Here is a 20,396-nt window from a genome sequence, read left to right as displayed (position 1 = left end):
GGCTGAAGTCGGCGATCACGCAGAGAAGGCGGAACCGGCGGCCATCGGCGAGCGCATCCGACACGAAGTCCAGCGACCAGCGCTGGGGTTCGGCCCTTGCGGGATCGCCATCGGCGCCCTGGTTCCGATCGCGCGCTTGCGTCCGCCCCGTTTACGGATGGTTAACCCTTCTTCGCGGTAGAGCCGGTAGAGCTTCTTCCAGTTCACGTCCCAGCCCTCCCGCTTCAGCAGGATGTGCAGCCGCCGGTAGCCGAACCGCCGTCGCTCCGAGGCCAGCTCCTTCATCCTGGCCCGCAGCTCCGTGTCAGCCGGACCCTTCGAGCGGCGCCGGTACGCGCGCGGATCGATCCCGGACAACGCACAGGCCCGCCGCTGCGAACAGCTCATCTCTTTTATAGCCCAGTCCACGGCTTTTCTCCCCGAACCAGGCCTCAGAAGGTTTTCCCGAGCATCTCCTTCAGCGTCGCCACGTCCATCATCTGCTCCGCCAGCAGCTTCTTGAGTTTCGCGTTCTCAGCCTTCAGCGCCTTCTGCCGCTTGGCATCGGCTACCTCCATGCCGCCATACTTGAAACACCACTTGTAGGAGGTCGCATCGCTGATCCCGTGCCAGCGGCCCAGATCAGCCGCCGTCGCGCCTGCCTGATGCTCTTTCAGTATGCCGATGATCTTCTCTTCGCTGAAACGGCTTCTCTTCATCGTCTGTCTCCTCAGTTGAAGAACGGACTAACCTCAAAGCGCGGACCGGTCAGGGAACCAGGTCAACACAAATGGAGCGGAACGCCTTGCACTCGCCGGAGCGTTCATTCAGGCGCTCTTAAAGACAGACCGGCACCGCCGATGTGTCCCACAGTCCGGTTTCGCCGGAAACATTATCCAACAAATTAACGTCGCTTTTGATGCAATGGTGGGCGGTGAGGGACTCGAACCCCCGACATCCTCGGTGTAAACGAGGCGCTCTACCAACTGAGCTAACCGCCCGACCGTGGGCGCTCTTTGCCCGCAACACGGCAGGGATGCAAGAGGCGGAACGCGAAAGACAGGAGCGGGCCATGGCCACCCAACGTTTGCAGATCAAAGCGCCGGACGGGATTACACTCGAAGGTCGGATCGAACGACCCAAAGGGCCCGCGCGCGCGACGGCGGTCTTCGCCCACTGTTTCACCTGCGGAAAGGATATCGTCGCGGCAAAGCGGGTCTCGGCGGGGCTGGCGGCGCAGGGCATTGCCGTGCTGCGCTTTGACTTCACCGGGCTCGGCCAGTCGGGGGGCGCGTTCGAAGAGACGACGCTGGCGTCCAATGTAACGGACCTGATCGCCGCAGCCGAAGCCCTGACGGACGCGCTGGCGTCGCCCTCGCTCTTGATCGGCCATTCGCTGGGCGGCGCGGCAGTTCTGCGCGCGGCGGAGCACCTGCCTTCGGTCCGGGCCGTCGTCACCATTGGCACGCCCTTCGAGCCCGGCCATGTGACGGAAAACTTTGCTTGGGCGTTGGCAAAAATCGAGGGAGAGGGCTGGGCCGAAGTTGACCTCGGTGGACGCCCGGTGAAGATCGGCCGGGACTTCGTGGAGGATGTGGACAGCGCCGAGCTGGCCGAACCCCTGTCCCGGCTCAAGCGGGCACTCCTCGTTTTGCACGCCCCGCAGGATCAGGTGGTTGGGATCGACAATGCGACGCGGATCTTCGCCGCCGCAAAGCACCCCAAGAGCTTCGTCACCCTCGACAGTGCCGACCATCTGCTGAGCAATCCTGCCGATGCGGAATATGCGGCCAACGTGATCGCCGCCTGGGCCTCACGCTATCTGGACCCGCCCAAACAGACCGCCTCCGAAGCCCCGGACGGGGTGGTCCGCGTGCGCGAGGTGGCAGGATACCGGCAGGAGGTTCTCGCAGGCACGCACCAACTGACCGCCGACGAACCCCTTTCGCTGGGCGGCACCGATCGCGGGATGACGCCCTATCAGTTGCTCTCCGCAGGGCTTGGGGCCTGCACCTCGATTACCCTGCGTATGTATGCCGAGCGAAAGCAGCTTCCGCTCGACCGGGTCACCGTGGATGTGCGTCACAGTAAATCAAGCGATCCGGACAGCGGCGAAAGAACCGAACACCTGGGACGCGACGTCCTGCTTGAAGGCGCGCTGACAACTGAACAGCGCGCAGCACTTATGCGGATCGCGAATAAATGCCCGGTCCATCGGACGCTGGAGGCCGGTATCCGGATCGAAACGTCAGAAAAATGACCCCGAGCAGAGGGTCGGCGCGAGGCCGAGGCCCGCGCCGGATCGCTGCCATATCAGCCGCTGAATTTCGCCCTCAGGGCCGCCTCGACCCGCTTGGGCACAAATGACGTGACATCCCCCCCGAGCCGGGCGATTTCCTTAACCAGCCTTGACGCGATGGCCTGATGCTCGGCTTCGGCCATCAGGAAAACGGTTTCGATCGTATCATCGAGCACACGATTCATGCCAACCATCTGATATTCGTACTCGAAATCAGCGACAGCCCGCAGACCACGGACGATGATCTGCGCCCCTGCGTCGCGCGCGCAATCGATCAAAAGGTTGTCGAACGGGTGCACGCGGATCGGACATTCCGTTTCTTCCGAAATGGAACGGGTCTCCGATTCGATCATCGCCACCCGTTCCTCGAGGGAGAACAAAGGCCCCTTGTCGCGATTGATCGCCACGCCGATGACCAGCTCGTCAGCCAGCACCGTGGCGCGACGTATGATGTCCAGATGGCCGCGGGTCACAGGATCGAACGTCCCCGGATAGAGTGCAGTCCGCATAGGATCTCCCTTTATCGTGCCGGGACGTGTCATCATGCTGTACCCTGAGGGTCAAGATCTGGTTCAGTAGCCTTTGACCATATCTTCGAGCGCATCGCGCTCCATGGCGAGCTGGGACAGGCGCGCCTTGACCACATCGCCGATGGAGACGAGCCCGACCATCGTGTCGCCTTCCATAACCGGCATGTGCCGAAACCGGCCATCAGTCATCTTCTCCAGCACATCGAGGAGCGTATCCTCCGGGCCGCAGGTCGTGAGCTTGGCGGTCATCAGTTCATTCACCTTGCGCTCCAGACACCCTGCCCCCTCGCGCCCGAGCCAGCTGACCACATCCCGTTCGGACAGGATCCCCAACGGCGCGCCTCCATCGGCGACGATGATCGCGCCGATGCGCTTTTCGGACAAGATTCCGGCGGCTTCACGCACACTGGCATTCGGGCCGATCTGAACGACGTCTTTGCCCTTGGTCTGAAGCACTTTGGAAATGCGCATCTGGAAGCTCCCTCTGGTTTTTCTCAGGTTGGGCGCGTGTGTGACACTCTGTCAAGCGCTCCCTTCGGCGCGAAGGATCTCCTCACGCACTCCAGCGACCAGTTCTGCGGCAAATCGATCCAGCCCCGGAGCCCGCGCATCCCCCTGTGGACGCAAGAGCCAGTAGCTGCGCGTCAGCCGGATCTCATCGGGCAGCACCCGCCGCACACCCGTCATGTGCCCCAGCATAAAATCATGGACGATCCCCAGCCCGGAACCACGCGCAATCCAGGCGGCCTGCACGGTCACCGAAGAGGACGCCAGATCCACGCGGGTCAGACCCACCTCGCCCAGATAATCAAGCTCACGGTCAAAGATCATGTCGGGCACGTAGCCGATGATCCGGGCCCGTTCGAGGTCACCGGGCCCGGCGATGGGATGGCGCGCAAGGTAGTCGACATGCGCAGCGAGGCTAAGATGGTAATCCGCGATCCTCTGCACCGTGAGCCGCCCGGAGGAGGGCCGCGAGACCGCGATAGCCATATCCACCTCGCGCCGGTTGAGATCGAAGACCCGCGGCAAGGCGACGATTTCGATCTGCAAATCGGGGTTCTCAGCGGTCAGCGCGGCCGTGACCGGGGGCAACAGATAGGTGGCGCAGCCATCCGGCGCGCCGATGCGGATCGCCCCGGATAGCCCGCCCCGCACCTCATCCTCGGCGCTCCGAATCGCAGCCTCGGCCTCTTCGGCATGGACCATGAGGCGTGAGCCTTCTTCGGTCAGGCGGTAGCCGCCGGGACCCTTCACAAAGAGCGTGACGCCGAGATCCGATTCGAGCCGGGCGATGCGACGGCCCAGCGTGGCCGGGTCGCGCCTCAGCGCCCGCGCCGCACCGCTGAGCCCCCCGCCCCGCGCCACCCCCAGAAACAGCCGCACATCATCCCAATCCATGCCTGTACCTGCAATTTTGCAAAGTTACTTTGGGATCATGGCGCTTCTTCTGGTAAATTCGCAAGGTATCATGCGCCAAACCACGTTCGAGGAGGACCCACCATGCAGACGATTTCCCACTGGATCGACGGCGCTGCCGTCGAAGGCCGCTCGGGCCGACATTCCGACGTGTTCAACCCGGCCACGGGTGAGGTGCAGGCGCGGGTGCCGCTGGCCTCCACCGACGAGGTGAACGACGCCATCGCCCGCGCCGCCGCGGCCCAGCCCGCCTGGGCCGCCACCAACCCCCAGCGTCGCGCCCGGGTGATGATGAAGTTTGGCCAGCTCCTGAACGAGCGCATGGACGACCTCGCCGAGGCCATCAGCCGCGAGCATGGCAAGACCATTCCCGATGCGCGTGGCGATGTGCAGCGCGGCCTCGAAGTGGTCGAGGTCTGCATGGGCGCCCCCCATATGCTGAAGGGCGAATACACCAATGACGGCGGCCCCGGCATCGACCTTTATTCCATGCGCCAGCCGCTGGGCGTCGTCGCGGGAATCACGCCGTTCAACTTCCCGGCCATGATCCCCCTGTGGAAAATGGCCCCCGCGCTGGCCTGTGGGAACGCGATGATTCTCAAGCCCTCAGAGCGTACGCCCACCACTGCCAATATGCTGGCCGAGATCATCCAAGAGGCGGGCCTGCCCAACGGGCTGTTGCAGGTGGTCCATGGCGATAAGGAAGCGGTGGACGCGATCCTCGACAACGAGACAGTGCAGGCCGTGGGCTTCGTCGGCTCGACCCCGATTGCCCAGTATATCTACGGCCGGGCCTGCTCGAACGGGAAACGCGCCCAGTGCTTCGGCGGCGCCAAGAACCATATGATCATCATGCCCGACGCGGATCTGGACAAGGCCGCTGACGCGCTGGTGGGCGCGGGCTACGGCGCGGCAGGCGAGCGCTGCATGGCGATTTCCGTGGCCGTTCCCGTGGGTCAGGAAACCGCCGACCGGCTGGTGGATAAGCTCCTGCCCCGGATCGAAAAACTGAAGGTCGGCCCCTATACCGCAGGCGATGATGTGGATTTTGGCCCACTGGTCACCGCCGAGGCCCATCAGCGGGTCTCCGGCCTCATAGACAGCGGCGTCGAAGAAGGAGCCAAGCTGGTCGTGGACGGGCGCGGGTTCTCCATGCAGGGCTATGAGAACGGGTTCTTCATGGGCCCGAGCCTCTTTGACAATGTGACCCGCGATATGCGAATCTATCGCGAAGAGATCTTTGGCCCGGTGCTGAGCCAGGTCCGCGCCGAGAGCTATGACGAGGCGCTCGATCTGGTGATGAGCCACGAATATGGCAACGGCACCGCCATCTTCACCGCCGATGGCGACACGGCGCGTGATTTCGCCCATCGGGTGAATGTGGGCATGGTGGGGATCAACTTCCCGATCCCGGTGCCGCTCAGCTACCACACCTTTGGCGGCTGGAAAAAATCGAGCTTCGGCGATCTGAATCAGTTCGGCCCCGACGCCTTCCGGTTCTACACGAAGACAAAGACCGTCACCGCCCGCTGGTTCTCCGGCATTAAAGATCAGGCGGAGTTTAACTTCAAACCTATGGACTAAGGCATGAGATACAGCAGGACAGGCAAATCACCGGGTCATGGCGCGCGATGGCGTCTCCGGGGGCTGCTCGCCCTGCTGGCTCTTCTGCTGGGCACTCCAGCCGGGGCGATGCATTTCGCCCCGGCCTGTGTGATTCTCATCCACGGTCTGGCGCGCGGTCCGGCCTCCCTGTCGCAACTGGCCGACGCGCTGGATGAGAAGGGTTATACTGTGGTCCGTGCGCAGTATCCCTCGACCTCCGCCCCCGTCGCCGAGCTGAGCCGTCAGACCCTCCCGCCTCTCATCGCCCAATGCCCGGCACGGGCGCGAATCGATGTCGTCACTCATTCCATGGGCGGCATCCTCCTGCGGCACTGGCTATCGGAGAATCCTCTGCCCCGCTTGGGCCGCGTGGTCATGCTGGCACCACCCAATCATGGCAGTGAAATCGTTGATGACCTTGCCAATCTCGCAACGTTCCAGCAGATTTTTGGACCCGCAGGGCTCGAGCTCGGAACAGGGCCCGACGATTTGCCAGCGCGCCTGCCCCCGGTCACCTTTGAACTTGGGATCATCGCCGGGAACCGTTCGGTGAACCCACTGGGCTCCTCTCTGATCCCGGGGCCCGACGATGGGGCTGTGTCGATCGCCTCCACCAAGGTAGGTGGCATGAAGCAGCATCTCACGTTGCCCGTGACCCACACCTTCATGATGTACAACCCCCGCGTCATTGAGCAGACTCTCAACTTTTTGCAGGATGGCACCTTCGAAATTTCGTCCCAACCCGCGCGGCGGACGCGGCGGTACTAGGAATTGTCTCCACGACCCACGCTGGGCTAGACGGAAGGAAACGCCGTTGGCCCTCGAAAGGACATATTCCGTGAAAGCCGCCCTGATCCTTGGTCGCCACCCGGTTCCGGGTCAGACCTTCGTGAATCGCCACATCGAGCGGCTGTTCGACGGCAACACAATCCTCGCTTGTACTGGCCGGACGAAGACATCCCCTTATGGCAAGCCGGTCTTTGACCGGCGTCACGTCGCGATGCCGCTGACCGACAGCCTGCGCGCGCCGGTGGTGATGGGATGGAATGCGTGGCGCCATGGCACTTCGCGGATCACTTTCGGCGCGCGGCGGCAAGCGCTGCGAACCTTTCTCAAGGAGCATCGCCCCGATGTGGTTCTGGGCGAGTTCGGCACCGATACGCTGGCCTTTTACGATGTGCCTGTGGAAATGGGGCTGCCGGTGTTCACCTATTTTCGGGGCAAGGACGCGAGCACAGCACTCAGACGCCCGGCCCGCGTGCGTGGCTACGCGACAATGCTGCCCCGACTCTCCGGGATCATTGCGGTGAGCCAGTTCCTCGTGGACAACCTCGCCGCGTCGGGCCTCACCCACGCGAACACCCATGTCCTGCCCTCGGGCGTCGATACGGCGCGCTTCCTGCCCGGCGAGAAACGCCCGGGCCATTGCGTCGCCGTGGGAAGGATGGTGGAGAAGAAGGCCCCGCTCCTGACTCTTCGCGCCTTTGCCGAAGCCACCCGAGACCGTCCCGACGCGCATCTGACGATGGTCGGGGATGGGCCGCTCCTGCCGGAGCTAGAGGCGCTGGCCAGGGAACTCGGAGCAGCCGACCGGATCACCCTGCCCGGCGCCCTGCCCCATGACGAGGTCCGCGCCGCGCTGGCCGGGGCCGAGCTATTCCTGCAACACTCCGTCACTGCGGCCAATGGCGACACCGAGGGCCTGCCCAGCGCCATTCAGGAAGCCATGGCCACCGGATGTGTCGTGGTCTCCACCCGCCACGCCGGGATCCCTGAAGCTGTGATCGAGGACGAGACCGGCTACCTCGTCGAGGAACATGACGCTGACGGGTTTCGGGATCGCATCGCCAAAGCCCTCTCCGACGATACCGCGCAGATGGGACAGGCCGCCCGGGCAAGAGCGGTCGAACAGCTCGATACATGGCAGCTCATGGCCCGACTAGAGGACGTGCTGCGTGCCGCGGTCCCGCACAGCTAGAGGCTGCAAACGACGCGCCCCCAGGCATCCTCTCTTGGCAAGCCCGCGATCTGCCGCAATGATACCCGACAAAGGGATCATGCGAGGATAGAGCCATATGGCTGATGATATGTTCTCAATCGGGATCGAAGAGGAATATCTGCTCGTCAACGCAGAGACTCTGGAGCTGGCCGACACACCCGACGAGATGATCGACGACTGCCGCGGGATCATTGGAGATCAGGTCTCGCCCGAATTTCTCCGCTGCCAGATCGAGATCGGCACGAAGGTCTGCGCTAATGTGACTGAGGCCCGCGCCGAACTCCTGCATCTGCGCCGGACGATCTCCGACACGGCCGCAAAGCACGGGCTCCGCCCTATCGCCGCCGCCTGTCATCCCTTTGCTGAATGGGCGAAACAACATCGCAGTCCGAAGGATCGTTATGACCAGTTGCACCGCGATCTCGGCGGGGTCAGCGACCGTATGCTGATTTGCGGGATGCATGTGCATGTGGGCATCCCGGGCGAAGATGACCGCATCGACCTGATGGCGCAGCTCTCCTACTTCCTGCCGCATCTGCTGGCGCTGTCCACCTCGTCGCCCTTTTGGCAAGGGCGCGAGACGGGGCTCGCCTCCTACCGGCTCGGGGTGTTCGATAACCTGCCGCGCACGGGCCTGCCCGCGCGGTTCGGGTCGTGGTCCGAATACCGGCGCATGGTGGATCTGCTGGTGAAGACCGGCTCGCTCAAGGACGGCACGTTTATCTGGTGGGATCTGCGCCCGTCGGACCGCTTTCCAACGCTGGAGACCAGAATCTGCGATGCCTGCACCCAAGTGGATCATACGGTGGCGCTGGCTGCGGCCATTCAGGCAACATTGCGGATGCTCTGGCGGCTGAAGCAGTCAAACCAGCGCTGGCGGATCTATGACAACGTGATGATCCAGGAAAACCGCTGGCGGGCAAGGCGTTATGGGATCAACGAAGGTCTCGTCGATTTCGGTCGCGGCGAGATTGTGCCAATGGCCGAGCTGGTGCGGGAATGGACCGGCCTCATCGCCGAGGATGCCGAGGCGCTGGGCTCCACCGAAGCGCTGGGTGTCCTGCACGACATCATCGCCAACGGCACATCCGCTGATCGTCAGCGACGCATCCGTGAGGAGGCTCTGGCCGGCGGCGCCAGCAGTGAGGACGCCATGCGCGCGGTGGCTGCGGATCTGGCCGACCAGTTCCTGCCCGACGACGCCTGAGGAGCAGACCCATGGATTTTGCCCTGACCGAAGAACAGCAGGCCATCGCAGACATGGCGCGGGCCTTTGGCGAGGACCACATCGCCCCCCATGCCCGGCAATGGGAGGCCGAGGGCACCATCCCCCGCTCTCTCTGGGCCAAGGCGGCCGCGCTCGGATTCGGCGGGCTGAACGTCCCGGAAGATCTCGGCGGCACGGGTCTGTCACGGCTCGATTCGACGCTGATCTTCGAGGCCCTGTCGCGCTCCTGCGCCAGCGTCGCAGCGTTCCTGTCGATCCACAATATGTGCGCCACGATGCTCGCGCGCTATGGCTCGGACGAGATGCAAGCCGCGCGCCTCGTCCCCGCCTGCGGCATGGAGACCGTCTACTCCTACTGCCTGACCGAGCCCGGCTCCGGCTCCGACGCCGCCGCATTGAAGACCCGGGCAGAGCGGACCGGAACGGGCTACAGCCTGACGGGGACCAAGGCCTTTATCTCCGGGGGCGGCTATTCCGACGCCTATATCGTCATGGCCCGCACCGGCGAGGCTGGCCCGCGCGGCGTCTCCGCGCTGATCGTCGATGCGGGGACGGAGGGGCTGTCCTTCGGCGGGCTGGAGGACAAGATGGGCTGGAAATCCCAGCCCACGCGGCAGGTGCAGCTCGACGGCGCGGAGATCCCGGCTGGCTACCTGCTGGGCGAAGAAGGCCAAGGATTCCGCTACGCGATGGCCGGGCTCGATGGCGGGCGGCTGAACATCGCCGCCTGCTCGCTCGGCGCCGCGCAGTCCGCACTGGAGATGACCATCGCCTATATGAAGGAGCGCCACGCTTTCGGGCAGCCGCTGACGGAGTTTCAGGCGCTGACCTTCCGCCTCGCAGAGATGGAGATCGAATTGCAGGCCGCCCGAACCTTTCTGAGGCAGGCCGCGTGGATGGTGGATCAGGCCCACCCGGACGCCACCAAACACGCTGCCATGGCCAAGAAATTCGTCACCGAGGCCGGATCGAAGGTCGCCGACCAGTGCCTGCAACTCCACGGGGGCTATGGCTATCTCGCAGATTATGGCATCGAGAAAATCGTCCGCGATTTGCGCGTGCACCAGATCCTCGAAGGAACGAACGAGATCATGCGCCTGATCACCGCCCGGGCGCTCTTGTCCTCATGAGTGACCTGTCGATCCGAATTGAGGGCCGCGCCGGGCGCATCACCCTGACCCGTCCCAAGGCGCTCAACGCGCTGAGCCACGAGATGGCGCTGGAGATCCACGCGACCCTCGACCGCTGGCAGAGCGACAACCGCGTGGCGCTGATCCTGATCGATGCCGAGGGGGACAAGGCCTTTTGCGCCGGAGGCGACATCACCCGCATCCATGCGGAGGGGGTAGCAGGGAACTACGCGCCAACCCGCCAGTTCTGGCGCGACGAATACCGATTGAATGTGGCACTGGCCACGAGCGCGAAACCGGTCGTCACCCTGCTGCATGGCTTTACCATGGGCGGCGGCGTGGGCGTCGGATGTCACGCGCAGCTCCGGATCGCCGATGAGAGCACCCGCATCGCCATGCCCGAATGTGGCATCGGGCTGGTGCCCGACGCGGGCGGGTCCTTCATCCTGTCCCGCGCGCCGGGGCGGCGGGGGGAGTATCTCGGGATCACCGGCCACCGCATGGATGCTGCCGAGGCGATCCATGCGGGCTTTGCCGATCTCTTCATCCCTCGCGACGATTGGCCCGCCCTGACCGAGGCGCTCGTGTCCGAGGGACAGATCGAGATCGCCCGGAGATTCGCCCGCGATCCGGGAGCAAAGCCGCTGGCTGACGGGGCCGCGATGATTGACCGGGTCTTCTCAGCACGGACGATGACCGAACTTAACGAACGTCTGGACCGCGAAACAGACCCCCTGGCCGAGGCCGCGCGGAAGGCGTTGTCGCGCATCTCGCCCCTCTCGGGCGCCATTAGCCTGCGCCTGATCCGCGAGGTCCGGCAGGTCGCCACCCTGCGCGAGGCGGTCACGCTCGAATATCGCTGCACCCACCGCCTGATCGACGAAGGCGACCTGATTGAGGGCATCCGCGCGCAGGTCATCGACAAGGATCGTCAGCCCTGCTGGCGACACACAGGGTTTGACCAGATAACTGAGGCGGAGATCGACCGCTTTTTCCAGCCGCCGGACGGAGGAGACCTCACATGAAGATCGGATTTATCGGCCTTGGAAATATGGGCCTGCCCATGGCCCGCAATCTGCACGACGCCGGTCACGAGGTGACCGGGTTCGACACGGCTCAGGTCGAGGCACCGTTCCCGCTGGCCGGGTCGGCCTCGGCGGCGGCCGCTGGGGCCGAGGTCGTGATCACCATGCTCCCCAATGGCAAGATCCTGCGGATCGTGGCGGAAGAGGTCATCCCCGCCATGCCCGACGGCGCCGTGCTGCTCGACTGCTCAACCGTCGATGTGGAGAGCGCCCGCGCGGTGGCCGAAGACGCCGCCAAAGCGGGGCTCGGTGCGCTGGACGCGCCCGTCTCGGGCGGCATCGGCGGCGCGCAGGGGGGGACGCTGACCTTCATGGTGGGCGGGACGGAAGAAGCGTTTGCCCGCGCCAAACCGCTCTTTGACATCATGGGGCAAAAGGCGGTCCATTGCGGACCCTCCGGCAACGGGCAGGCCGCAAAGATCTGTAACAACATGATCCTCGGCGCGACGATGATCGTGACCTGCGAAGCCTTCGCCCTGGCCGACCGGCTGGGGCTCGACCGGCAAGCCTTGTTTGATGTAGTCTCAACATCGTCAGGCGCGTCGTGGTCGGTGAACAGCTACTGCCCCGCCCCCGGTATCGGCCCGGCAAGTCCCGCCGATAACGGCTACGCGCCGGGCTTTGCCGCCGAGCTGATGCTCAAAGATCTGGGGCTCGCCATGGAAGCCGCCGACAGCGTCACCGCCGACACGCCCATGGGCCGCGCGGCGTTTGAACTCTATCGGACCTTCGTAGACGAAGAGGACGGCAAGGGGCGGGATTTCTCCGCCATGCTGCCCCGGTTCGAGAGGCGGAACGGCGGCTGATCAGCCCGCCGCGCACTCTGCCGCCGCAGCGCCCAGCGCTTCGAGCAGGCCGGTATAGACTGCGACACCCTCGCCAGACACGCCCGTCAGGGGCACGGTGACAATGGGCAGGCTGAACTCCTCCGAGAGCCGGTCGGCCTGCCCCCGATCATCGCCGGGCGCAGCGAGGATGCAGGCGACGTCGCCCGCGCGCAGGGTCGCCTCGATCTCGCTGAGGCGACGGACACTGGGGCTGTGGGCTTCGCTATCGGAGATCGTCGCGACAACCGGCAGGCCAAAGGCTTCGACAGCCGCTCCCCAGGCGTCATGCACGGCGAGCATCCCGGCGGGGTACAGCCCCCCGACGGCAACCTCAACGGCGTCTGCGACCTCGGCAATCTCGTCGCGCGCAGCCTCGGCATTAGCTGCATAAGTCGGGCCGTTGATCTCATCGCGGGTACTCATCTCCGCTGCGAGGGTCTCAACCCAGCCCCGCACCACCTCCGGGTCGAGCCATGGATGCAGCGCCCCGTGGTTGTCGTGGTGATCCTCGTCATGGTGCTCCACCTCGCCCGCAAGGCTCAGGATCCGTCCCTCCGCCAGCGCGTCCAGCCCCGATTCGACCCCGGGCATAAGCCCGCCCCCGATGATCACCACCAGATCCGCGCGGGACAGGTCGCGCGCCTGACCGGGGCGCAGTGCCGCCCCGTGGGGATCGGTTTGCGCATCAAACACAGGCGTGACGGTCGCCAGATCTCCGGTCACGGCCGAGACCAGCCCTGCGGTCAGGGGCAGATCGGTGGCGATGACCATCTCCGCAGCGGCGGGCGTGGCGAGAAGGAGGGGCAGGATTAGGGTATGTCTGAGCATGGGGCGCTTGTTAAATGTTATGATATAACATATCAAGCATCTATGTCCTGCCCCAGCTTCGTCCCCCATGACCATGCCGCCTGTCGCCGCGATGCCCTGTCTCAGGCCGAAGCGCTCTGCGCCGCCGAGGGCGCCCGGCTGACGCCGATCCGGCGCAAGGTACTAGAGGTGCTTTTGAAACAGCCGAAATCGCTCGGCGCCTATGACATCCTGAATCAGTTCGCGGAATCGGGCGAGCCGAAGCAGCCCCCTGCGATCTATCGCGCTCTCGATTTCCTCGTGGAGCGCGGGCTGGTGCACCGGCTGGAGAAGCTCAACGCCTACGTGGCCTGCTCCTGTCAGGGGGACAGCCACGTCCCCGCCTTCCTGATCTGCCGCGCCTGTGACCGGGTGTCCGAAGCCCCGGACATCACGCCGCGCCGTCTCGACGCGGCCGCCCAAACGCAGGGGTTTCGGATCGAGCGAACGGTGGTCGAAGCGGTCGGTCTCTGCGAGGCCTGCGCGGAATGAACCTCCTGACCCTGTCGGATGTGACGGTGCGTGCGGGCGGATCGCTGATCCTCGACCGCATCAGCCTCTCCATCGACCCCGGCGAAATCGTCACCATTGTCGGCCCGAACGGCTCGGGCAAGACGACCCTGATGCGGACGATCCTCGGGGCCATGCCGGTCTCCGGCGGCACGATCACGACCCGGCCCGGTCTCACCATCGGCTATGTGCCGCAGAAGCTGCCGCTGGACGGGTCGCTGCCGCTGACCGTGGCGCGCTTCCTCGCCCTACCCCATCGTCACAGCCCGAAGAAAATCGCCGGCGCGCTGAAGCTTGCGGGTCTGCCAGATATCGGCGACCGCCAGCTCTCAGCGCTGTCGGGCGGGCAGATGCAACGGGCGCTTCTGGCCCGCGCCCTCCTGAGCGAGCCGGATCTGCTGATCCTCGACGAACCCACGACCGGACTCGACCAGCAGGGCGAAGCGGGGTTCTACCGGCGCATCGAAATGGTCCGGGACAAGCGCGGCTGCGCAGTCCTCATGGTCAGTCACGACCTGCATGTGGTCATGGCGGCCTCGGATAGGGTGATCTGCCTTAACGGCCATGTCTGCTGCCACGGCACGCCCGCCAGCGTCGCCTCGGCGCCGGAATACCGGGCGCTGTTCGGCCATGGCACTGGCGGCGCGCTGGCGCTTTACCGCCACGACCACGATCACGAGCATCACGGGCATAGTCACAGCCATGATTGACGGGTTTCTCATGCGCGCGGGCCTGGGCGGGCTCGGTCTGGTGCTGGCCACAGCGCCGCTTGGCTGCTTCGTCATCTGGCGGCGCATGGCCTATTTCGGCGACGCCCTGTCCCACGCCGCAATCCTCGGCGTGGCACTGGCGCTGGCGGTCCAGGCGCCAATCATGGCGGGTGTGCTGGTGGTGGCGCTCCTGTTCGGCCTCGCAGTGCTGCGGCTGATGCGGGCAGGCGACAGCGCGGATACGAGCCTCGGGGTGCTCAGCCACGGGGCACTGGCGACAGGTCTGGTGGCAGTGGCGCTATTGCCCAACGTCCGGGTGGACATGGAAGCGCTGCTGCTGGGCGACATCCTCACCGTGCGCTGGAGCGATCTGGTGCTGATCTGGGGCGGCGGGGCGCTGGTCGCCGGAGTGCTGCGCTGGCGATGGGACCGATTGCTGACCGCGAGCCTCGGCCCCGATCTCGCCCGCGCCTCCGGCATCGATCCGGACCGGGAATCGGTGATCCTGACGGTACTGCTCGCTCTGACCGTCGCGCTGGCGCTGAAGATCGTCGGCGCACTCCTCGTCTCGGCCCTGCTGATCCTGCCCGCCGCCACGGCCAGACACCTCAGCCGGTCGCCGGAGACGATGGCGATCATGGCGCTCGCTCTGGGTGCGGCGGCGGTGCTGGGGGGGCTGGGACTGTCCTACGGGCTCGACACCCCGGCGGGCCCGTCGATCATCACCGTGGCGACGGCCCTGTTCGCCCTGGCCCGGGTGTCGCGCAAAGCCGCCTGAACCCGAGGGCTGTAACGGAAACAGGCGCCACCGGGGGCGCCTGCATTTCTCATTGTGCCCGGATCAGGCCGCGCGACGCCGACGCCGGGGCCGCTTGGCGCCTTGCCCGCCGCCCTCATGCGATTTGAAGGACGGCTTGCCGCCCTTGCCCTGACCGCCAGCACCACCGCCGCCGCCGCGACGACGGGGACCACCTCGGGAGCCGCGCGAGGGGCGGCTGGCCTCGGAGTAATCGTCCAGCGTGCTTTTGCCGGAGGCCACGGGGACCTCCATCTTCATCACCTTCTGGATCTGGCGGAGCAGATCGGATTCGTCGGGCGCACAGAAGGCGATGGCCTCGCCCTCCCGACCCGCACGGGCGGTGCGGCCGATCCGGTGCACGTAGTTGTCAGGCACATCGGGCAGATCGTAGTTGATCACATAGGCCACGCCGGGGATGTCGATACCGCGCGCGGCCACATCCGTCGCCACGAGGACATTAATGGTGCCTTCGCGGAACGCCTTAATGGCGCGGTCACGCTGGCCCTGGCTCTTGTTGCCGTGAATCGAGGCGGCATTGAAGCCATCGGCCACGAGCCCCTTCATCAGCTTTTCCGCGCCATGCTTCGTGCGGGAAAAGACCAGCGTCAGCGCGTCCATGTCCCGCGAGAGGATCTCACGCAGCTTGGCAGGCTTGTCAGCCTTGGGGAGGAAATGCACCGACTGGGTGATCTTGTCCGCGGCCTTGCCCGGAGGCGAGACCTGAATCCGCAGCGGATCGGTCAGGTAGGTGCGGGAAATCTCCTCCATCTGCTTCGGCATGGTGGCCGAGAACAGCATGGTCTGGCGCGGCGTGCCCAGATGCGGAGCAATCCGGCGCAGGGCATGGATGAAGCCCAGATCCAGCATTTGGTCGGCCTCGTCCAGCACCAGATGGCGGACCTCCGCGAGGCTCACCGCACGGCGATCCATCAGGTCGATCAAGCGTCCGGGCGTGGCCACAAGAATGTCGGTGCCCCGGGCCAGAAAGGTGATCTGGCGGTTGATGGACTGGCCGCCCACGACTGTCGCAACCCGCAGCTTCGTGCCGTTGGTCAGGGTGCGCAGGCTGTCGGCGATCTGGTTCACCAGCTCGCGGGTGGGGGCGAGGATCAGCGCCTTGGCGGTTTTCGGATCCGGCTTGCCGGGTTCGGCCAGCAGGTGGTCGATGAGCGGCAGGCCAAAGGCCAGCGTCTTGCCGGTGCCGGTCTGGGCGAGGCCCATGACGTCACGACCCTCAAGCGCCGGCGGAATCGCCTGGTTCTGGATCGGCGTCGGCTCGGTGAACCCGGCCTCTTTCACGGCCCGTTGCAGTTCGGGCGCCAGACCCAGCATATCGAAATCAAACATAGTTGTCCTTTGATCGGACGGAGGTCACCCCCGCCCTGTGGCAGTCGGGCCGCATCGCGCAGGCCCATAGGGTTCGCAGGACCTCAGGACGCGCGGGCGTCTCCCGCTGCATCCGGTCATTGCGTCAGGAACCCTGCGTGATGGGGAACTGAAGTCGGTTTGCGCTGATGGCCCTCTCAAACGGGGCACGGCTTGCTCACGCGGCAGCGCAGCGTCTCGCCGCAAATGGGCGATGCGCGGCGATCTGTCAAGGGCAAGGGCCCCGGAGAGCCGCCAGGTCAGAGCCCGGCTGCGACGCGCCGCACGGTGGCGATGCGGTCCGCGTTGGGCGGGTGAGTGCCGAGGAACACGTTGCCGGGATCGGGCACCCGGCGGAAGAACTCGGCCCCGCGGATCGGGTCATAGCCCGCGCGTTTGGCCAGCACGGTGCCCAGCGCATCTGCCTCGATCTCAAAGGATTTGGCGAAGGTGCGAGATCCCACGAAGGCGCCGGCATTCTGCACATCGCGGATCACCCGGTCGCTGGCACCGCCTGCGGCTGCCGCTGCCCCCGCGAGGATCGCCCCAAGCTGCGCCGAAGAGCGCCCACGGGCGATGTGACCCTCGATATGATGGGCCGCCTCATGGGCGAGCACGAAGGCCAGCTCGTCCTCATTCCGGGTTTCCATGATCAGCGGCAGGGTAAAGCCCACGATGGGCTGGCCGTTTTTACCCAGAGTCTGGAACGCGTTGGCAGGCACGCCCTTCCGGTCATCAACGACGATCCTGTAGTCGCAGCGCGTCCGGACCGTGCGGGCTTCGCACGCGGCACGGGCCACAGGCATCACCCTATTGACCACATTGGTGAACTGCCGCGCCTTCCCCTCAACGCTGCGCGACACCTGCGGAGGGGCGCTGCGTTTCGGCGCGGGCGCCGGCGCTGTGCGGGTGGGAGCGCCGGACGTATCGACCGTCACGACAGGACCACTGACACAGGCCGATAGAACACCGGCGGCCAGAACCAAGGCAACAAGACGTAACGCAGGCATAGACCCCTCCCCGAGAACTTTCGCACGAACATAGCCGCAGTGCAGCGCATGTGCCAGCCTTTCACGGGGCGGCAGAGGCGGTTAGGCTGGAGAAAATGCAGACCAGTTGAGGCGCCATGTTTACTATCGAGCACGATTTCGACGCTACCGTGATCACGCTGATCGACGACCCCGCTACGAGTCGTCAGGAGGATATCACGGTGAATGCCTTTGACGATTGCGTGACCATCGAACAGCTTGACCCGCGCTCGGGCGACGTGATGCGGGTCACTTTGTCGGCGGAGCAGCTTGCGGACCTCTCCGCCGCTCTGAACCTGCCCGAAGGGATCTATCGCCGCCCCTGACGCCACTCACCCGGTCGAGAGGTCCACACCACCGATCAGATCCGCATGGGTCGCGATGGCGAAGCGGTCGGTCATCCCCGCAATATAGTCGAGCACGATCCGCGCAAGGTCGGTCGCGGACGCAGCCTCCTCCACGTCCTTGCGCCATTGCTTTGGCAGAAGGTCGGTCCGGTCCATGAGCAGCGGGAACAGCTCATGGATGACCCGCGACGCCTTGACCCGCATCTCGACCACGTTCGGGGCGCGGTACATGCGACGGAAGAGGAAGGCGCGGATGACTTTGAGCCGTTCCCAGACATCCGGCGAAAAGCGGATCATCGCCTGCCCCGCCAGACGGACATCCGTGGCCGAGCGGGGACCGATCTCCGCCACGCGGGCATGGGCCTGATCAATCACATCCTCGACCAGCAAGCCGAAGAAGCGCCGCAGCGCCTCGTGGCGGCGGCGGTAATAGTTCAGGCCGGGAAACACCCGGTCCACCTCGGCAAAGCAGGCGTCGAGCAGGGGCAGCTCCGCCAGCTCATCGGTTGAGAACAACTCCGCCCGGAGCCCGTCATGGAGGTCATGGTGATTGTACGCGATGTCATCGGCCAGCGCCGCCACCTGCGCCTCGGCGCTGGCATGGGTGCTAAGTTCCAGATCCTGCCGGTCGTTATAGGCGGCCAGCGCGTATGGGATCGGCTCGGAGACCGGGCCGTTATGCTTGGCGATGCCTTCCAGCGTCTCCCACGTGAGGTTCAGCCCGTCAAACTCGGCATAATGTCGCTCCAGCGAGGTTACGATGCGGATCGCCTGGGCATTGTGGTCGAACCCGCCATAAGGGGCCATCAGCTCGGCCAGCGCGTCCTCGCCCGTGTGGCCAAAGGGCGGGTGGCCGAGGTCATGGGCCAGCGCCACCGCCTCGGCCAGATCGACGTTCAGGCCCAGCGTGCCCGCTATGGTGCGCGCCACCTGCGCCACCTCGATGGAATGCGTGAGCCGGGTGCGGAAATAGTCACCCTCATGCTCGATGAAGACCTGCGTCTTGTGCTTCAGCCGCCGAAAGGCGCTGGCATGGATGATCCGGTCCCGGTCGCGCTGATAGCAAGAGCGAAAGGTCGACAGACCCTCCGCATGGAGACGGCCACGGCTGTCTTCGGGGCGCGAGGCATAGGGGGCGGACATACGGGCGGGCCTCTTCTTGTTGTCGCGGCACGGCGTGCGTATATCTGACGGACAGAGAGAAGACATGCGGATCAAACCATGAACCTGCCTCCAAACGTCACTGATCGTGCCTTTGAACGCCTCGCCGAGATCGGCGCCGCCGCTCAGGGCCAAGCCCTCCGCGTGGCCGTCGAAGGCGGCGGTTGTTCGGGATTTCAGTATGAGATTACCCTCGACACCCCCGCCGAGGACGATCTTGTGCTGGAAAAGGACGGGGAAAAGGTTCTGGTGGACCCGGTCTCCCTGCCCTTCCTCTCCGGCGCGACAATCACCTTTTCCGACGAGTTGATCGGCGCACGCTTCACCATCGACAACCCGAACGCTACGTCTTCCTGCGGCTGCGGAACATCCTTCTCGATTTGAAGGCGCGCGGAGTTATTGCGACCGGGCAAGCATCCCAAAGAGATCGCGCGGGTCGTCAGGATCGGCGATCATGTCGAGCATGACATAGTGCCCGGTATCCCGAACCTTCTGGTGGACATATTTCAGTGCACTGAAATCTTCGATGGCAAAGCCTACCGAGTCAAACAGGGTGATCTGACGGTCGCCCGTCCGGCCCGGAACCTGACCGGTGATGACCTGCCACAGCTCGGTGACCTCGTGGTCAGGGTCAAGCTGCTGGATCTCGCCCTCGATCCGGGTCTGGGGCGGGTATTCCACGAAGATGTCGGAGCGGGTAAGGATGTCGCGGTGCAGTTCGGTCTTGCCCGGGCAGTCTCCGCCAATGGCGTTGATGTGAACCCCTGAGCCGATCATGTTGTCGGTCAGGATCGTCGCATATTGCTTATCCGCCGTGCAGGTGGTGATGATCCCGGCTCCCTCCATGGCCTCCTCGCCGGAACGGCAGGAGACGACGCTGAGACCCCGCCCGGCAAGATTGCGTGCGGCTTTGTCGGTCGCGGCAGGGTCGATGTCGTAGAGCCGGACGGTATCAACACCGCAAATGGCCTTGAAAGCGAGGCACTGGAACTCGGCTTGCGCGCCATTGCCGATCATCGCCATGGTGCGCGCGTCTTTGGGCATCAGATGCCGGGCGGCCATGGCAGAGGTGGCAGCGGTCCGCAAGGCGGTCAGCAACGTCATCTCGGTCAGGAGCAGCGGGTAGCCCGTATCAACCTCCGCCAGCACGCCGAAGGCGGTGACGGTCTGAAGACCCTCCTTCGTATTTTTGGGGTGACCGTTGACGTATTTGAAGCCGTATTTGTCGCCATCCGATGTGGGCATCAGCTCGATCACGCCCACATCGGAATGGGACGCGACCCGGGGGGTTTTATCAAACAGCTCCCAGCGGCGGAAATCTTCCTCAATGACGTCGGCCAGTTCGCAGAGCATACGCTCGACGCCCAGATGATGGACGAGCGCCATCATGTTTTCGACGGAGACGAAGGGCACATAGGCCAGGTCGGAGGGAAGCGTGGTCATGGGCACCTCGGCGGGGACTGGAACCGGGAGTGTGTCTGGCGCCGCGCCGGCTGGCAAGCTGTTCTTAAACGGAAACGCGCCCCAAA

At 65.0% G+C, this 20,396-nt stretch carries 21 protein-coding genes, 1 tRNA gene and 1 pseudogene; 13 read left to right on the top strand and 10 right to left on the bottom strand.

All coding sequences use genetic code 11. The features are described 5' to 3' along the window. Both FEV53_RS11495 and FEV53_RS11490 read right to left on the bottom strand, forming a co-directional pair. Positions 1–698: pseudogene (locus FEV53_RS11495) on the bottom strand (transposase); the annotation flags it as partial. Between the two features lie 206 nt (positions 699–904). Beyond that, positions 905–980: transfer RNA gene (locus FEV53_RS11490), tRNA-Val, on the bottom strand. 71 nt (positions 981–1,051) lie between these two features. Between FEV53_RS11490 and FEV53_RS11485 the strand changes: the two genes are divergently transcribed. Next, entirely contained in the window at positions 1,052–2,239 is a 1,188-nt protein-coding gene (locus FEV53_RS11485; RefSeq protein WP_185962174.1) for a bifunctional alpha/beta hydrolase/OsmC family protein, read from the top strand. 53 nt (positions 2,240–2,292) lie between these two features. Here the strand turns inward: FEV53_RS11485 and coaD are convergent, their stop codons facing one another. From coaD to FEV53_RS11470, 3 genes are all read right to left on the bottom strand, one after another. Then, entirely contained in the window at positions 2,293–2,787 is a 495-nt protein-coding gene (gene coaD, locus FEV53_RS11480; RefSeq protein WP_142834943.1) for a pantetheine-phosphate adenylyltransferase, read from the bottom strand. Between the two features lie 63 nt (positions 2,788–2,850). Further along, complete coding sequence (locus FEV53_RS11475) at positions 2,851–3,279, bottom strand: CBS domain-containing protein (protein ID WP_142834942.1); 429 nt, start codon at positions 3,277–3,279, stop codon at positions 2,851–2,853. A gap of 51 nt (positions 3,280–3,330) precedes the next feature. After that, complete coding sequence (locus FEV53_RS11470; RefSeq protein ID WP_142834941.1) at positions 3,331–4,209, bottom strand: LysR family transcriptional regulator; 879 nt, start codon at positions 4,207–4,209, stop codon at positions 3,331–3,333. 102 nt (positions 4,210–4,311) lie between these two features. On the opposite strand from FEV53_RS11470, the gene FEV53_RS11465 reads away from it, so the two are divergent. From FEV53_RS11465 to mmsB, 7 genes are all read left to right on the top strand, one after another. Continuing rightward, positions 4,312–5,811 carry a CoA-acylating methylmalonate-semialdehyde dehydrogenase gene (locus FEV53_RS11465; RefSeq protein ID WP_142834940.1) on the top strand — a complete coding sequence of 500 codons (1,500 nt, stop codon included), beginning with the start codon at positions 4,312–4,314 and terminating at the stop codon, positions 5,809–5,811. A 3-nt stretch (positions 5,812–5,814) separates the two neighbouring features. Beyond that, positions 5,815–6,600 (top strand): esterase/lipase family protein, encoded by a 786-nt coding sequence (locus FEV53_RS11460; protein WP_246100792.1) that lies wholly within the window; start codon positions 5,815–5,817, stop codon positions 6,598–6,600. A 70-nt stretch (positions 6,601–6,670) separates the two neighbouring features. Continuing rightward, a complete protein-coding gene (locus tag FEV53_RS11455; RefSeq protein WP_246100791.1) occupies positions 6,671–7,810 on the top strand; it encodes a glycosyltransferase in 1,140 nt (379 codons plus the stop codon). A gap of 97 nt (positions 7,811–7,907) precedes the next feature. After that, positions 7,908–9,038, top strand: a complete 1,131-nt coding sequence (locus FEV53_RS11450) for a carboxylate-amine ligase (RefSeq protein WP_142834938.1) — start codon at positions 7,908–7,910, stop codon at positions 9,036–9,038. A gap of 11 nt (positions 9,039–9,049) precedes the next feature. Beyond that, entirely contained in the window at positions 9,050–10,189 is a 1,140-nt protein-coding gene (locus FEV53_RS11445) for an acyl-CoA dehydrogenase family protein (protein ID WP_142834937.1), read from the top strand. Beyond that, complete coding sequence (locus FEV53_RS11440; protein WP_142834936.1) at positions 10,186–11,214, top strand: enoyl-CoA hydratase/isomerase family protein; 1,029 nt, start codon at positions 10,186–10,188, stop codon at positions 11,212–11,214. Before FEV53_RS11445 ends, FEV53_RS11440 begins: the two co-directional genes overlap by 4 nt. After that, positions 11,211–12,080: a 3-hydroxyisobutyrate dehydrogenase gene (mmsB, locus tag FEV53_RS11435; protein WP_142834935.1), complete on the top strand. Its 870-nt coding sequence runs from the start codon at positions 11,211–11,213 to the stop codon at positions 12,078–12,080. Before FEV53_RS11440 ends, mmsB begins: the two co-directional genes overlap by 4 nt. Here the strand turns inward: mmsB and FEV53_RS11430 are convergent, their stop codons facing one another. Further along, entirely contained in the window at positions 12,081–12,929 is an 849-nt protein-coding gene (locus tag FEV53_RS11430) for a metal ABC transporter substrate-binding protein (RefSeq protein ID WP_185962173.1), read from the bottom strand. A gap of 42 nt (positions 12,930–12,971) precedes the next feature. Between FEV53_RS11430 and FEV53_RS11425 the strand changes: the two genes are divergently transcribed. Genes FEV53_RS11425 through FEV53_RS11415 form a run of 3 tightly spaced genes read left to right on the top strand, consistent with a single transcriptional unit; the run spans position 12,972 to position 14,945 of the window. After that, positions 12,972–13,439: a transcriptional repressor gene (locus FEV53_RS11425; protein ID WP_142834933.1), complete on the top strand. Its 468-nt coding sequence runs from the start codon at positions 12,972–12,974 to the stop codon at positions 13,437–13,439. Then, positions 13,436–14,167 (top strand): metal ABC transporter ATP-binding protein, encoded by a 732-nt coding sequence (locus tag FEV53_RS11420; protein WP_142834932.1) that lies wholly within the window; start codon positions 13,436–13,438, stop codon positions 14,165–14,167. Before FEV53_RS11425 ends, FEV53_RS11420 begins: the two co-directional genes overlap by 4 nt. Continuing rightward, entirely contained in the window at positions 14,160–14,945 is a 786-nt protein-coding gene (locus FEV53_RS11415) for a metal ABC transporter permease (RefSeq protein ID WP_142834931.1), read from the top strand. The genes FEV53_RS11420 and FEV53_RS11415 overlap by 8 nt, the downstream gene beginning before the upstream one ends. 63 nt (positions 14,946–15,008) lie before the next feature. Here FEV53_RS11415 and FEV53_RS11410 read toward each other — a convergent pair whose 3' ends face one another. Next, positions 15,009–16,313, bottom strand: coding sequence for a DEAD/DEAH box helicase (locus FEV53_RS11410; protein ID WP_142834930.1), 1,305 nt, complete (start codon positions 16,311–16,313; stop codon positions 15,009–15,011). A 278-nt stretch (positions 16,314–16,591) separates the two neighbouring features. After that, the gene (locus FEV53_RS11405; protein WP_142834929.1) at positions 16,592–17,341 is read right to left on the bottom strand and encodes a M48 family metallopeptidase; all 750 of its coding nucleotides are present in this window, start codon (positions 17,339–17,341) and stop codon (positions 16,592–16,594) included. A gap of 116 nt (positions 17,342–17,457) precedes the next feature. Here FEV53_RS11405 and FEV53_RS11400 point away from each other — a divergent pair, with 116 nt between their 5' ends. After that, positions 17,458–17,685, top strand: coding sequence for a hypothetical protein (locus FEV53_RS11400; RefSeq protein WP_142834928.1), 228 nt, complete (start codon positions 17,458–17,460; stop codon positions 17,683–17,685). Between the two features lie 6 nt (positions 17,686–17,691). On the opposite strand, the gene FEV53_RS11395 is transcribed toward FEV53_RS11400, so the two are convergent. Next, positions 17,692–18,849, bottom strand: coding sequence for a deoxyguanosinetriphosphate triphosphohydrolase (locus FEV53_RS11395; RefSeq protein ID WP_142834927.1), 1,158 nt, complete (start codon positions 18,847–18,849; stop codon positions 17,692–17,694). A gap of 78 nt (positions 18,850–18,927) precedes the next feature. Here FEV53_RS11395 and FEV53_RS11390 point away from each other — a divergent pair, with 78 nt between their 5' ends. Further along, positions 18,928–19,251, top strand: a complete 324-nt coding sequence (locus tag FEV53_RS11390; RefSeq protein ID WP_142834926.1) for a HesB/IscA family protein — start codon at positions 18,928–18,930, stop codon at positions 19,249–19,251. Positions 19,252–19,263: 12 nt separating this feature from the next. Here FEV53_RS11390 and FEV53_RS11385 read toward each other — a convergent pair whose 3' ends face one another. Beyond that, entirely contained in the window at positions 19,264–20,310 is a 1,047-nt protein-coding gene (locus tag FEV53_RS11385) for an ornithine cyclodeaminase (protein ID WP_142834925.1), read from the bottom strand. Positions 20,311–20,396 lie beyond the last annotated feature (86 nt).

Origin of the sequence: Palleronia caenipelagi (assembly GCF_007004065.1) — a bacterium.
GTDB lineage: Bacteria > Pseudomonadota > Alphaproteobacteria > Rhodobacterales > Rhodobacteraceae > Palleronia > Palleronia caenipelagi.
Note: the sequence above shows the minus strand (reverse complement) of the source record. Positions and strands in the feature narration are given on the sequence as shown.

Coding starts and splice junctions, on each gene's coding strand:
- FEV53_RS11485 (WP_185962174.1), top strand. CDS start 1,052: ATGGCCACCCAACGTTTGCAGATCAAAGCGCCGGACGGGATTACACTC.
- coaD (WP_142834943.1), bottom strand. CDS start 2,787: ATGCGGACTGCACTCTATCCGGGGACGTTCGATCCTGTGACCCGCGGC.
- FEV53_RS11475 (WP_142834942.1), bottom strand. CDS start 3,279: ATGCGCATTTCCAAAGTGCTTCAGACCAAGGGCAAAGACGTCGTTCAG.
- FEV53_RS11470 (WP_142834941.1), bottom strand. CDS start 4,209: ATGGATTGGGATGATGTGCGGCTGTTTCTGGGGGTGGCGCGGGGCGGG.
- FEV53_RS11465 (WP_142834940.1), top strand. CDS start 4,312: ATGCAGACGATTTCCCACTGGATCGACGGCGCTGCCGTCGAAGGCCGC.
- FEV53_RS11460 (WP_246100792.1), top strand. CDS start 5,815: ATGAGATACAGCAGGACAGGCAAATCACCGGGTCATGGCGCGCGATGG.
- FEV53_RS11450 (WP_142834938.1), top strand. CDS start 7,908: ATGGCTGATGATATGTTCTCAATCGGGATCGAAGAGGAATATCTGCTC.
- FEV53_RS11445 (WP_142834937.1), top strand. CDS start 9,050: ATGGATTTTGCCCTGACCGAAGAACAGCAGGCCATCGCAGACATGGCG.
- FEV53_RS11440 (WP_142834936.1), top strand. CDS start 10,186: ATGAGTGACCTGTCGATCCGAATTGAGGGCCGCGCCGGGCGCATCACC.
- mmsB (WP_142834935.1), top strand. CDS start 11,211: ATGAAGATCGGATTTATCGGCCTTGGAAATATGGGCCTGCCCATGGCC.
- FEV53_RS11430 (WP_185962173.1), bottom strand. CDS start 12,929: ATGCTCAGACATACCCTAATCCTGCCCCTCCTTCTCGCCACGCCCGCC.
- FEV53_RS11425 (WP_142834933.1), top strand. CDS start 12,972: ATGTCCTGCCCCAGCTTCGTCCCCCATGACCATGCCGCCTGTCGCCGC.
- FEV53_RS11420 (WP_142834932.1), top strand. CDS start 13,436: ATGAACCTCCTGACCCTGTCGGATGTGACGGTGCGTGCGGGCGGATCG.
- FEV53_RS11415 (WP_142834931.1), top strand. CDS start 14,160: ATGATTGACGGGTTTCTCATGCGCGCGGGCCTGGGCGGGCTCGGTCTG.
- FEV53_RS11410 (WP_142834930.1), bottom strand. CDS start 16,313: ATGTTTGATTTCGATATGCTGGGTCTGGCGCCCGAACTGCAACGGGCC.
- FEV53_RS11405 (WP_142834929.1), bottom strand. CDS start 17,341: ATGCCTGCGTTACGTCTTGTTGCCTTGGTTCTGGCCGCCGGTGTTCTA.
- FEV53_RS11400 (WP_142834928.1), top strand. CDS start 17,458: ATGTTTACTATCGAGCACGATTTCGACGCTACCGTGATCACGCTGATC.
- FEV53_RS11395 (WP_142834927.1), bottom strand. CDS start 18,849: ATGTCCGCCCCCTATGCCTCGCGCCCCGAAGACAGCCGTGGCCGTCTC.
- FEV53_RS11390 (WP_142834926.1), top strand. CDS start 18,928: ATGAACCTGCCTCCAAACGTCACTGATCGTGCCTTTGAACGCCTCGCC.
- FEV53_RS11385 (WP_142834925.1), bottom strand. CDS start 20,310: ATGACCACGCTTCCCTCCGACCTGGCCTATGTGCCCTTCGTCTCCGTC.